This is a genomic window from Salinispora vitiensis (assembly GCF_000378825.1).
GTDB lineage: Bacteria > Actinomycetota > Actinomycetes > Mycobacteriales > Micromonosporaceae > Micromonospora > Micromonospora vitiensis.
The window spans coordinates 250,786-263,899 of record NZ_KB900388.1 but is presented as its reverse complement, the minus strand read 5'-3'; the positions used below and the strand labels follow the sequence as shown (position 1 = coordinate 263,899).

Sequence of the window (13,114 nt, the reverse complement as noted above, 5' to 3'; positions counted from 1 at the left end):
CCAACCAGGGAACCCCTCGTGTGGCAGCCACATGACCAGGAACGGAGCACGAAGTTGAGCGTGTTGGACGGTTCGTCCATTCTGATCACCGGAGGAACCGGATCCTTCGGTAAGGAATTCCTCCGCAATGTCCTAGCCGAGAGCACGCCGGCTCGGGTGGTGGTGTTTTCCCGAGACGAGCTCAAGCAATACGAACTACGTCGGGACCTTGGTGACGACCCACGACTGCGCTGGTTCATCGGTGACATCCGGGACCGCCACCGGCTGACCCGGGCAATGCACGGCATCGACTTCGTCGTGCACGCCGCCGCTCTCAAGCAGGTCGATACCGCCGAGTACAACCCCTCGGAGTTCATCGCCACCAACATCACCGGTTCCCAGCACGTCGTTGATGCCGCCATCGAGGCCGGGGTGCAGAAGGTCATCGCACTCTCCACCGACAAGGCATCCAGCCCTATCAACCTGTACGGGGCGACGAAGCTCGTTGCCGACAAACTTTTCGTCTCGGCCAACCACTACGCCGCCGGCCACCCGACCCGCTTCGCCGTGGTCCGCTACGGCAATGTGATGGGCAGCCGTGGCTCGGTGGTACCGCTGTTCCGGCGACTCGCCGCCGAGGGCCGGAGCCTGCCCATCACCGACAAGCGAATGACCCGGTTCTGGATCACGCTGGAGCAGGCAGTCCAGTTCGTCTTGGACTCGTTTGAGCAGATGCAGGGCGGCGAGCTGTTCGTGCCGCGCATCCCCAGCATGCGCATCCTCGACCTGGTGGAGGCGGTCGCCCCGGAGGCCACCACGCACGAGATCGGCATTCGCCCCGGCGAGAAGCTGCACGAGGAGATGATCGCGCCGGACGACAGCCGCCGCACGCTGCGCGCCGCCGACCGGTTCATCGTGCAGCCGACCATCGCCACCTGGGGCTACCAGCCTCCGAGTGAATGCGAGCCGGTCCCGGACGGCTTCGCCTACCAGTCGGACAGCAACGACCTCTGGCTCACCCCGGACCAGATGCGCGACATGCTCGGAATCACCGCGTGACGACAATGCTCCCGTACGGCCGGCAGTCCATCGTCGAGGACGACGTGACCGCGGTCGCCGCCGCCCTCCGTGGGGACTGGCTCACCACCGGCCCCCAGGTTTCGGCGTTCGAGGATGACCTGGCCCGCTGGACCGGCGGAGTCGGCTGTGCGGTGGTCGCCAACGGCACCGCCGCGCTGCACACCGCCTACGCGGCGGCCGGCGTCGGTCCCGGCGACGAGGTGGTCGTGCCGCCGATGACCTTCGTGGCCACCGCGAGCACCGCCGTGGCCCTCGGCGCCAAGGTGGTCTTCGCCGACGTCGAGGAGGAGACCTTCACCCTGGATCCCGCGGCGGCCGCCGCGGCGGTGACGCCGCGGACCCGAGTGGTGGCGGCGGTGGACTACGCCGGCCACCCGGCCGACTACGACGCCATCCGTGCGGCCCTGTCCGGCAACGACACGCTCCTACTCGCCGACGCCGCACACTCCATCGGTGCCGCCTACCGCGGTCAGCCGGTCGGCTCGCTGGCTGACCTGACCACGTTCTCGTTCTTCCCCACGAAGAACCTCACCACGGCGGAGGGCGGCGCGGTCGCAGCCACCGACCCGGCCGTGTTGGAGCGCGCCCGCCGGTTCCGCAACCACGGCCTGGTCCGGGACCGGGCCGAGCAGCGCTGGCCGGACGAGGGCGGCTGGCACCAGGAGGTGCCCGAGTTCGGCCTCAACTATCGACTACCCGATGTCCTCTGTGCGCTTGGCCGCAGCCAGCTGCGGCGACTCGGTGAGTTCCGCGCCGCCCGGGAACGGCTCGTCCGACGGTACGACGAGGCGCTCGCCGACCTGCCCGGTGTGCTGCTTCCGACCCGCCGCGACTGGGCCAGCCCAGCCTGGCACCTGTATCCGATCCGAGTGCTTGACGGGCGGCGGCGCGAGGTCTATGACCGGATGCGGGCCGCCGGCATCGGCGTGCAGGTCAACTACCTTCCGGCGCACCTCCACCCGGTCTTCGCCGACCTCGGCTACCGGCGCGGATCCTGTCCGGTCGCCGAGGCGTTCTACGACCAGCAGCTCTCCCTTCCGTTGTACCCGACGCTCAGCGACACCGACCAGGAGCGGGTCGTCGACGCCCTCACCACCGCGCTGCGGGCACCGGCGCCGACCACCGCCTGCTGAGACGGAACCGATGCATCACGCCAACCACTTTTACGGCCACGCCCACGTGCTCGCCCGATACTGCGGGTTCGGCGATCGGCACCCGCCCCGGATCAACGGCTATGTCCAGCACGGCTGGAACATCGGCGACGGGCTGGCACCCGGCCACCCGTACGTCGAGCGAACACCGAGCCTGCTCTGGTCCGCCCAGACCCGTCGCCGGGCCTGGGCGGTGGGAAGGCGAAACGTCGTCGTTGTCGGGGCGCCCTTCACCTACCTGCTCGCGCTGCGTCCGCAGGATCCCCAACCGGTGGGGACCATGCCGACGAAACGGGAGGGCACCATCTGGTACCCGTTCCATGGCTGGGAGGGGCAGCACGTCAAGGGTGATCACAAGGAACTGATCGCCCGGATCCGGGACACCGAGCCCGGCCCGGTGACGGTGTGCCTCTACTGGCACGAGTACGGCATGCGCCGGGTACGTCGGCTCTACGAAAAGGCCGGCTTCCGGGTCATCTGCCACGGCTATCGCGGCCACTGGTGGCGGGACACCGACCCACTCTTCCTCGACAAGCAGCTCACCGAACTCCGTCGGCACCAGCGGGTCGCTTCCAACCGGCTGACCAGCGCCATCTTCTACGGCATCGCCGCCGGGTGCGAACCGGCGGTCTACGGTGACCCGATGGTGCTCGCCGACGAAGATCCGACCTTCGGCGGCACGGCCCGAATCCGCAGACAGTGGCCGGAACTTCACGGCGAGTCGGTCACGCTGTCCACCGCCGTCGAGATCGCCCGTGCCGAGCTGGGCACCGACCATCGCTGCGCCCCGGCCGAGCTACGCGAGCTGCTCGGCTGGGCGCATCTTCAGGAGAACGACCTTGACGACTGACACTGACCACGCCCAGCCGATCATGCTCCCCGGTGGCGAGATGCTGGCGTGGTCCGACCTACCTACCGAGGAGCTGACCGCTGGCGGGCCCCTCGGCATCCTTGGCGCCCGGGTGGTGCCGGCCGGTGCCCGGGTGCTACTGGCCGGGCCGCACGCGCCCGGCTTCCTCGACCGACTGGTCCACGCCGAGGTGACCTGTCTGCTCCGCAGCCACCTAGACGGGGTGGCGCTGGCCGAACACGCGGCCAAACTCCCGGTACGAGTGATCGTCGGCGGCCCGGCCGGGTTGCCCGCCGACGAGACGTACGACGTGGTTATCGCCACGTCCGGGCTGGATTCGGTGGAATCCATCGAGGGGACCCGACTCGGTTGGGACGGGGTGCTGGCCATGCTGGCCGACCGGCTGCGTCCGGGCGGAACCCTGCTGCTCCGCATGGACAACCCCGTCGGTCTGCACCGCATCGTTGACGTGTCCCCTTGGTATGCCGCCCGGGACGACAACCGGTGGACCGTGGAAGGGGTGCTGGACGCGGGCCACCCCGCCAACCTCGACCAGCTACGCGGCCGCCTCGTCGATGCCGGCCTGATCCCAGGCGCCTTCTTCGCGGCGTACCCGCACCCGGAGTCGGTTACCACCCTGGTGGCTACCGAAGCGCTCGACCAGGGGACCTCCGCCGGCCTGCTCGACGCCGTGCTCCACAATGCCTGCTCGGACGGGTACGCCGACCGGTCGGTGCTTCAGGACCCGGCCCGGCTGGCGGTTGACGCGCTGCACGCCGGGCTGGCCTCGGGGCTCGCCCCGGCGTGGGTGGTCTCCGCCCGGCGTAGCCCGCTTCCGGCGGTGGAGCCGGCCGACCTGCCGGTGGTGCTGGTCCAGACCGGTCCGCCCGACCTGGGGGGAATCGAGGTGGTGACCGCCGGGCAGGAGTGGCACTGGCAGGTCACCCAGCCGCCGCTGCGAACCAGGCCGGAGACCGGCTCGCCGTACCGGGATCCCGGGGCGTTGACCGGGCCGGTCCCGGCTGGTCGCCTCCTGCGCACCCTGCTGTTGGACGCCTGCCTCCGGCAGGACCTGGACCAGCTGCGGACGTTGCTCTCCGGATACGCCCACTGGCTCGACTCCGCCGCCGTTGCCGGCCAGCTCTCCGGCGCGCCGGCGCTGGCCGGGGTCGACAACGTGGTGGTGGACGGGGAACGGTTTGCCGTACTCGACCCGAGGTGGCAGGCGGCCGTCCCGCTTCCGGTGAATGTCGCGCTGGCCCGCGGTCTCTGGCGGTTCGCCGCCACCCTGCTGACCGGCGGCTACGCCCACCCCTGGTCTTCCACTCTCGACCTGGCTGGGCTCACCGTTGTTCTTGGCGGGGTGGCTGGTCGTGACCTCGACCGCGCCACCGTGCGGGTGGCGGTGGAGACCGAGGCGGCGCTCGTCGCCGCCCGGACGGACTTGGACCCGGCGGGCCAGGAGGAGCTCCGGGACCAGCTGGACGCGCTGGAGCCGAACTCGCCGCCGCCCGGCACGCGCAGCTACCAACAGCTACACGAGGCGTGGCTACGCCAGCGCGAGGAACTGAACCGGATCCAGGCGGTGCTGCGCTGGACCGAAGACCTGATCACCAGCCGGGAGCGGGCGCTACGCCGAGCTGACACCGTGATCAAAGGGCTAAGCGGATCGGTCAGCTTCCGGCTGGGTCGGCTGGTCATCATCCCGGCCCGCTGGGCCAGACGGGCCATCAGGGCGCTGAAGCGGCGCCTACGCAAGGCACTCAACCAGCGGGCGCGAGGTGGGCAGCGATGAGCGGCATCGTCGGCGTCGTCCAGGCTCGGATGGGTTCGTCCCGGCTTCCCGGCAAGGTGCTCCGTCCACTCGCCGGACGCAGCGTCCTCGGCCGGGTGGTCCGAGCCGCCCGGGAGAGCGAGAAGCTGTCCGACCTAGTGGTAGCCACCAGCACCGAGCCCGGTGACGACGCGGTCGCAGACGAATGCGCCAAGCTCGACGTCGCCTGCCACCGCGGCCCGGTAGACGATGTCCTCAGCCGCTTCATCGGCGCGTTGGACGCGCACCCGGGCGACGCGGTGGCCCGCTTCACCGCCGACTGCCCCCTCCTCGACCCGGAGATCATCCGCCTCGTCGCCGACGTCTACCAGGCGGTCCCCGGCCTCGACTACGTCAGTACCTCGATCGCCCGAACCCTGCCCCGCGGCATGGATGTCGAGATCATCCACGCGGATGCGCTGCGGACCCTGCACCGGATCGCCACCGACCATCACCGGGTCCACGTCACCTCGTACGCGTACACCCATCCGGAGCTGTTCCGGGTGCTCGGGGTGACTCTCACCCCGGACCGCTCCAACCTGAGGCTCACCCTCGACACCGAACAGGACCTAGCCCTGGTAGGCGCGATAGCCGACCACTTCGGTGATGTCACCGTGCCGCTGGCCACGCTCGCTGACTGGTTGGCCGACCAACCAGCACTGCGGGCCCTCAACGCCGACGTCCAGCAGAAGCAGCTGGAGGAGGCGTGAGGACGCTCCGGATCGGGTTACGCTGCGATGCGGGCGCGCGTCGCGGCGTCGGCCACCTCATCCGCTGCCTCGCCCTAGGCGAGGAGTTTCTCGCCCGAGACGCCCACGTCGCACTGCTCGGCAGCGTGGCCAACGTGGACTGGGCCGCCCGCCAACTCGCCAACCAGGGCATCCCGCGGCACCCCGGACCGGACACCCCGCACGAGTTGGTGACGGCGGCCCGCAAGCACCAGTTGGACGTGCTGGTTCTGGACTCGTACGAGCTGGACCCGGCCTGCGCCGGGGCGCTGGGGGCGGCGGGCATTCGTACCCTCGCCGTGGTGGACGGGGACACCCGCGGTCAGGACGCCGACCTGTACCTGGACCAGAACCTCGGCGCCGGCCGTCACGCGGCGGGCCACCGGCTACTCGCCGGCACCAACTACGCCCTGCTCCGCCGGGAGATACTCGACCGGCGACCAGCCGCGCCCCGCCCGCCGACGCCGACCGCTCGACCGCGGGTACTCGCCTTCTTCGGCGGCACCGACGCATTCGGCGCCGCCCCGCCGCTGACCCGGCTGCTACTCGCCACCGGACAACCGTTGGACCTGACCGTGGTGGTCGCCCGCGAATCGATCGGGGCGGAGTTGGCGACGCTACGCCCTGCCCCCCGGCAAACAGTGCGGGCGATACCGCCCACCGACACGTTGCCGGACCTGATCGCCACGGCGGACCTGGTGGTCTCCGCCGCCGGCACCTCGACCTGGGAGCTCTGCTGCCTCGGTGTCCCCTCGGCGCTGGTCTGCGTCGTCGACAACCAACACGACTCGTACCACCGGGTGATCCGGGAGGGCGTCGCGGCCGGGCTCGGCGAGCTGACCGAGCTGACCGCCACCGGACCGGCCGGAACCTCCGCCCGCGCCAGCGCCGTCCAGACCCTGCGCAAGCTACTCGCCTCCGCAGAACACCGGGCCGAACTCGCCGCGCGGGCCTGGGCCATGGTGGATGGACGAGGCCGGGCCCGCGTGGCTGATGCCGTCCAGGCGCTGGTCGGGGCGACCGCGCCCGGCCAACGGTAGGTCAGTCGCGGTCGATCTGATGGCCGATCACGGCGGGGCCGAGCAGCACGGCGAAACCGCTGCCGTCGCGACGTGGGTCGGCCGCCGGTAGCTCCACCGGCTCGCCGTTCGCTGTCGCACCGGCCGGACGCGGACCGACCCAGGCGACAACCACCTCGGTCTCCCCCTTGAGGAAGCGCTGGGAGCGTACGCCGCTGGTCGCCCGTCCCTTCGCCGGATAGGCCGCGAACGGTGTCACCTTCACCGTGGCGCCGGTCGAGGTGACCACCATCGGCTCACCGTGGGCGGGGTCGTCGGTGCGGACCGCGCCGAAGTAGACCACTCGCGCGGCATCGGGGAGGCTGACTCCGGCGACGCCACCGCCCCGCAAACCCTGCGGACGGACCAACCCGGCCGGGTAGCGCAGCAGCGACGCCTCCGAGGTGACGAAGGCGAGGCTCTCCGCTCCGTCGGTCAGCCAGGTCGCCCCGACCACCTCGTCGCCGTCCCGGAGAGTGATCACCTCGAACTCGTCGGCGCGCACCGGCCAGTCCGGCGCGGCGACCTTCACCATGCCCTGTCGGGTGCCGAGCGCCAGCCCCGGCGAGCCGGCCGCGGACGCACCGAGCGGTGCGATCCCCACCACCGTCTCCCCCGGTGCCAACGGCACCAACTCGGCCGCGGACATCCCACCGCGCAGGGAGACCGTGCCGGACTGCTCAGGTAGCACCGGCAGCGGCAGCACGTCCACCTTGAATGCCCGGCCGCCACTGGTGACCAGCAGTACCCTGCCCCGGGCTGTGGAGTGGGCGACGGCGCGTACCGCGTCGTGCCGGACCCGGCCATTCCGGCGATGCCCCTCGACCGCCTCCTCCGACTCGGCGGCGGTCCGGGCGACCAGCCCGGTTGAGGAGAGGATCACCTGGCAGGGGTCGTCGGCGACCTCCAGTGGGCCGGCCGGCACAGACGCGGCGAGCACCTCCTTCAGATCCCCGTCCACCAGGGTGGTGCGGCGCGGCGCGGCGAACTGTTTCACCACCGCGCCCAGTTCGCTGGAGACGACCTTCCGCAGGATCTTCGGATCGTCCAGGAGCCGGGACAGCTCGGCGATCTCGCCGCGCAGCTTCTCCTGCTCGGCCTCCAACTCCAACCGGTCGTACTTGGTGAGCCGGCGCAGCGGTGTGTCGAGGATGTAGGTCGCCTGGATCTCGGAGAGCCCGAAGCGCCGCATGAGCCCTTCCTTCGCGGCCTGTGCGTCCTCGCTGCCCCGGATCAGCTTGACCACCCGGTCGATGTCGAGCAGCGCGACCAGCAGCCCATCCACCAGGTGCAGCCGTTCCTCCCGCCGACGCTTCCGGTACGCGCTGCGTCGGGTCACCACCTCGTACCGATGGGCCAGGAAGACCTCCAGTAGGGCCTTCAGCCCCAGGGTCTGCGGCTGCCCGTCCACCAGCACCAGATTGTTGACGCCGAACGACTGCTCCAGCGGGGTCAGCCGGTAGAGGTCGGCGAGGAGTACCTGTGGATTCACCCCGACCTTGCACTCGATGACCAGCCGGGTGCCGTTCTCCCGGTCGGTGAGGTCCTTGACGTCGGCGATCCCGGTGAGCCGCTTGGTCTTCGTGACCTCGTTGGTGACGGCGGCGATGACCTTCTCGGCGCCGATGCCGTAGGGCAACTCGACGACGGTGATCGCCTGCCGGCCGCGGCTGCCCTCGATCGGGCCGATCTCCACCTTGGCGCGCATCCGCACCACGCCGCGGCCGGTCTCGTAGGCCCGCCGTACCTCGTCCAGGCCGAGCAGCAGCCCGCCGGTCGGCAGGTCCGGCCCCGGCACGAACTCCATCAGCTTGTCCAGCGTCGCGTCCGGGTGGTTGATCAGCCAGCGGGCGGCGGAGACCACCTCACCCAGGTTGTGCGGGATCATGTTGGTCGCCATTCCGACCGCGATCCCCGAGGCACCGTTGACCAGCAGGTTCGGGAAGGCAGCCGGCAGCACGGTGGGTTGGGTCAATGAACCGTCGTAGTTCGGCCCCAGGTCGACCGTCTCCTCGCCCAACTCACCGACGAGCAGCATCGCCTCCCGCGACATCCGGGCCTCGGTGTAGCGGGCCGCGGCTGGGCCGTCGTCGGGGCTGCCGAAGTTGCCGTGCCCGTCGATCAGGGGTGCGTTCAGGGAGAAGTCCTGCGCCAGCCGGACCAACGCGTCATAGATCGCCACGTCGCTGTGCGGGTGGTACTTACCCATCACGTCGCCGACCACCCGAGCCGACTTGACGTGCCCCCGGTCCGGACGGTGGCCGGACTCGTACATCGACCAGAGGATGCGCCGGTGCACCGGCTTGAGCCCGTCTCGGGCGTCCGGCAGGGCACGGGAGTGGATGACCGAGAACGCGTACTCCAGGTAGGAGTCGGAGACCTCGGTGACCAGCGGATTGTCGAAGACCCGGGCGCCCGCCTGGTCGAACGCGGACAGGTCGACCTTCGGGCCCTTGCGGCGTGCCATGACTCAGCTTTCCCCTCGGACTGTTTCCGTGCTCGTGCCGGTGCCCACGTGATCCGCGGCCGGTCCGGGTCTCATGCGTCGATCGCCTCACGGTCGACCCGGTCGGCGGAGGCGATCAGCCAGTTCCGACGGGGCTCCACCTTCTCCCCCATCAGCAGTTCCAGGACCCGCTCGGCTTCCTCGGCGTCCTCGAGCGTGATCCGACGGACCGCCCGTCCGGCCGGGTTCATCGTGGTCTCCCACAACTCGTCGGCGTCCATCTCGCCCAGCCCCTTGAACCGTGGGATCGGGGTGACGATCTGCTTGCCCGCCTGCTCCAGCCGCCGGACGGTCGCCTCCATCTCCTCCTGGGTGTAGGTGTAGATGGTCTGCGGCTTGCGCCCCTTTGTGGTGATCTTGTGCAGGGGCGGCATCGCCGCGTACAGCCGGCCGGCCTCGATCAACGGTCGCATGTACCGGGCGAAGAGCGTGATCAGCAGCGTCCTGATGTGCGCGCCGTCCACGTCGGCGTCGGCCATGATCAGAACCCGGCCATAGCGCACGGCGGAGAGGTCGAAGGTGCGCCCCGACCCGGCCCCCAACACCTGCACGATCGCGGCGCACTCGGCGTTGTCCAGCACCTGCTGAAGGTTCGCCTTCTGTACGTTCAGGATCTTGCCGCGGATCGGTAGCAACGCCTGGTACTCCGACGAGCGGGCCAACCGCGCCGTGCCGAGGGCGCTGTCCCCCTCAACGATGAACATCTCGCTGCGCTGCACCCCGGTGGACCGGCAGTCGACCAGCTTCGCCGGCATCGACGCGCCTTCCAGGGCGGTCTTGCGCCGCGCCGCCTCCTTCTGCTGCTTCTGGGTGAGCCGGACCCGGGCGGCATCGGCGATCTTCTGGAGGACGGTCCGCGCCTCGGTCTTGGTCTTACGCTCCTCCAGCCAGGCCTTGAGGTGCTGCTCGACCAGGCGCTGGAGCACCTTGGTGATACCGGCGGTGGAGAGTTCGTCCTTGGTCTGGGAGGTGAACTGCGGTTCTGGGACGCGCACGTGCACTACCGCGGTCAGACCCTCGAGGATGTCGTCCAGCGTGGGCGGGTCCTCCTTGGCCTTGAGCAGGCCACGGGTGTTTCGGATCGCCTCGGCGAGGGTCCGCGTCAGGGCCCGCTCGAAGCCCTTGCGGTGGGTGCCGCCGTGCGCGTTACGAATGGTGTTGGTGAAGCACTCCACGGTCCGCTCGTAACCGGTGCCCCAGCGGAAGGCCACCTCCACCTCGGCACGACGGGGCACATTGGCCTGCATCACGCCGTTGGCGTCGGCGGCGTTCTCCCGGTACGCCCCTTCGCCACGGACCAGCAGGGTGCCGGAGACCGGGCGGTCGCCGGCCGGGGCGAGGAAGTCCACCATGTCGGTCAGGCCGTTGGGGTAGTGGAACCGCTCCTCTACCGGCTCCGCTCCGGTGTGGTCCCGCAGCAGGTAGCTGACCCCGGGGACCAGGAAGGCGGTGTTGCGCAGCTTCATCCGTACGGCGTCGGCGTCCAGGGTGGCGCCGACCTCGAAGTAGCGCGGGTCGTACCAGTAGCGGATCGAGGTGCCGGTGCGCTGCCGACGCTTGGCAGCACCGACCACCTGCAGGCCCGGACCGGCGGTGAAGGGCGCCTGCGGCCCGTCGCCGTCAAACGCACCCGGCACCCCGTGCCGGAACGACATCGTGTGGATCTTGCCGCCACGACGGACCGTTACGTCGAACCGGCGGGAGAGGGCGTTGACCGCCGAGGCGCCGACGCCGTGCAGGCCACCGGAGGTCTTGTAGCCGGAGCCGCCGAACTTGCCACCGGCGTGCAGCCGGGTGAGCACCAGCTCGACTCCCGATATTCCGGACTTCGCGTGCACGTCGGTGGGGATACCGCGACCGTCGTCGTCGACCTGCACCGATCCGTCGGCGTGCAGCGTCACCTCGATGGAGGTCGCGTGACCGGCGACTCCCTCATCGGTGGAGTTGTCGAGGATCTCGTTGACGAGGTGACCCACGCCACGGCTGTCCGTCGAGCCGATGTACATCCCCGGACGCTTACGGACAGCATCCAGCCCCTCGAGATGCGTGAGGTCGTCGGCCTCATACAGGGTCTCAGGCTCTGCGGTCAACTGGTCGTACTCCCAGGTCTCGGCGGGTATGGTGCCACGCACAGCAGGCATTGGCCGGTGCGGCACGCCGCAGCGAGCCTAGCCGTAGGCCCCGACGGGCCCCGCTGGGCCCGTTCGCGCGCCCACAACCGGAGTAACGGATCGGGGCCGCCCAGCGATTCCGGCCGTGACCCAGGCGACAGCCGTGCCGCGACGCCGGAGCCGACACCCGTAGGCCCCGGCGGGCCGGCATCCCATCCGGGCGTTCAGGCGCGTCCGGTGGCCCCCGTCGGGAGCGGCCTGACCCGGCCGGGCGCCCCACCGCACCACGGGTACGGCGAAGATTTCACCACAAAACCCACTGCCGTGAGATTCGTTACTAGTGAGTATTGACACTTGCGATCGATGGGTGATCTGATCCCCTCCCAGCGGATCTTTCACATCTCGATAGGGGTGATCATCACATGTCCAGATTGGGTCGTACCGTCCTGGCCGCCGGCATCGCCGTCGCCACGACCACATTCTCTGCGACGGTCATATCGCCGGCTCTGGCCGAGACACCGCCCACCGCTCCGGCCGGCGCACCACCCACCGCCGCGGTAGCGCTCGGAGACAGCTTCATCAGCGGAGAGGGCGCCGGGGCGTACACTCCCGTGGTCGATATCAACGGGGAGACCAGCACCTTCCCCGGATGGTCCGCGTCGAACAGCGCGGCCTACTTCTGCCACCGCTCGGCGAACGCCTCACTCCATCGGGCCAACCTGCCCGGCATCGAGGACCGCTTCAACCTCGCCTGCTCCGGCGGCCAGCCGGCCGACATCGCCAACGCCTCCGCCGACCGGACGAACGGGCGCCAAGTCGCCGCCCAGCTCGACCAGCTCCGCGCGGTGGCCGAAACCCACGACATCGACCTGGTCCTCATCGGCGTCGGTTCGAACAACAGCTCGTTCACCTTTGGCAAGGTGGCCGAGAAGTGCGCGAACCGGTTCATCGCCGACGCCTGGATCGGCTGGTGGGAGTTCTGGGCGGAGCCCTGGGCGGTGGAACAGGATCCCTGCTCCGACGACGACCTGGCAACCGACGCCGAGCTCGCCGCGGCGACCGCGGAGACCAGCGCCGCGGTGCAGCAGGTTCTTAGCACGCTCGCGGAGGTGGACGCCGACGGCGAGCACCGGGTCATCCTCCAGGACTACACGAACCCGTTGCCGGAGGAGCTGGACCACGCCTACTGGACGGAGGACAACCGGGACGACACGCGGGACAAGTTCCGCGACCTCGGCCGCGAACGGTACGCCGCCGGGTGCCCGATCCACCGCGCCAGCCTCGCCCCCGGTCACCGTTTCTCGCAGGGTCTGGGCACGATGGTGAGCCAGGTCCACACTGACGTCACCAGCGAGTTCCCCAACGCCGACGTGGTCCTGCTCAACGTGCAGCAGGCCTTCGACGGCGCCCGGCTCTGCGAAACGACGGATGGTCCGCAGCACGCCCTCGCCACCGCCGTCCGTCTGATGGACGGACCCAGCGGCACCTACGTCACCAGCCTCGAAGGGGCGGACAAGCTCGACATCAACCGGATCGCCGGCACCTGCGTGGATCACTTCCAGACGTGTCAGGAGTCGTGGCACCCGAACGCCGCCGGCCACTTGGCGCTCGGGCAGTGCCTGACCGGCGCCGCGTCCACGAGTTCCCGTGAGGTCTCCTGTGTCCGTTCCCCGAACGGCACGATCGCGGTGAGCTGACCCTCACCACCACACCCGGCGCCTCGCGGATCCGCGCACCGAACGGATCCGCGAGGCGTCTGTGTTACCCGCTAGCGGGCGAGGTCGACGTGGGCGCGCCGGTAGTGGGTGCGCCGACGCCGACCCGACCCGGATCGACGT

Annotated in this window: 9 protein-coding genes; 7 read left to right on the top strand and 2 right to left on the bottom strand. The window is 70.1% G+C overall.

The features are described 5' to 3' along the window. Positions 1-60 precede the first annotated feature (60 nt). Genes pseB through SALPAC2_RS0101275 form a run of 6 tightly spaced genes read left to right on the top strand, consistent with a single transcriptional unit; the run spans position 61 to position 6,641 of the window. Positions 61-1,038, top strand: a complete 978-nt coding sequence (gene pseB / locus SALPAC2_RS0101300; protein WP_018214826.1) for a UDP-N-acetylglucosamine 4,6-dehydratase (inverting) — start codon at positions 61-63, stop codon at positions 1,036-1,038. A 5-nt stretch (positions 1,039-1,043) separates the two neighbouring features. Then, entirely contained in the window at positions 1,044-2,192 is a 1,149-nt protein-coding gene (locus tag SALPAC2_RS0101295) for a DegT/DnrJ/EryC1/StrS family aminotransferase (protein WP_018214825.1), read from the top strand. 10 nt (positions 2,193-2,202) lie between these two features. Further along, the gene (locus SALPAC2_RS0101290) at positions 2,203-3,060 is read left to right on the top strand and encodes a hypothetical protein (RefSeq protein ID WP_018214824.1); all 858 of its coding nucleotides are present in this window, start codon (positions 2,203-2,205) and stop codon (positions 3,058-3,060) included. Between the two features lie 22 nt (positions 3,061-3,082). Next, the gene (locus SALPAC2_RS0101285; RefSeq protein WP_033661748.1) at positions 3,083-4,855 is read left to right on the top strand and encodes a methyltransferase domain-containing protein; all 1,773 of its coding nucleotides are present in this window, start codon (positions 3,083-3,085) and stop codon (positions 4,853-4,855) included. Beyond that, positions 4,852-5,583 (top strand): cytidylyltransferase domain-containing protein, encoded by a 732-nt coding sequence (locus SALPAC2_RS0101280; RefSeq protein WP_018214822.1) that lies wholly within the window; start codon positions 4,852-4,854, stop codon positions 5,581-5,583. The genes SALPAC2_RS0101285 and SALPAC2_RS0101280 overlap by 4 nt, the downstream gene beginning before the upstream one ends. After that, positions 5,580-6,641, top strand: a complete 1,062-nt coding sequence (locus SALPAC2_RS0101275; RefSeq protein ID WP_018214821.1) for a PseG/SpsG family protein — start codon at positions 5,580-5,582, stop codon at positions 6,639-6,641. The genes SALPAC2_RS0101280 and SALPAC2_RS0101275 overlap by 4 nt, the downstream gene beginning before the upstream one ends. 1 nt (position 6,642) lies before the next feature. On the opposite strand, the gene SALPAC2_RS0101270 is transcribed toward SALPAC2_RS0101275, so the two are convergent. Together SALPAC2_RS0101270 and SALPAC2_RS0101265 are read right to left on the bottom strand one after the other, a co-directional pair. Then, positions 6,643-9,126: a DNA gyrase/topoisomerase IV subunit A gene (locus SALPAC2_RS0101270; protein ID WP_018214820.1), complete on the bottom strand. Its 2,484-nt coding sequence runs from the start codon at positions 9,124-9,126 to the stop codon at positions 6,643-6,645. Between the two features lie 71 nt (positions 9,127-9,197). Continuing rightward, positions 9,198-11,306, bottom strand: coding sequence for a DNA gyrase/topoisomerase IV subunit B (locus tag SALPAC2_RS0101265; RefSeq protein ID WP_050563069.1), 2,109 nt, complete (start codon positions 11,304-11,306; stop codon positions 9,198-9,200). A 392-nt stretch (positions 11,307-11,698) separates the two neighbouring features. Here SALPAC2_RS0101265 and SALPAC2_RS0101260 point away from each other — a divergent pair, with 392 nt between their 5' ends. Then, positions 11,699-12,973, top strand: coding sequence for an SGNH/GDSL hydrolase family protein (locus SALPAC2_RS0101260; protein WP_018214818.1), 1,275 nt, complete (start codon positions 11,699-11,701; stop codon positions 12,971-12,973). Positions 12,974-13,114: the final 141 nt, after the last annotated feature.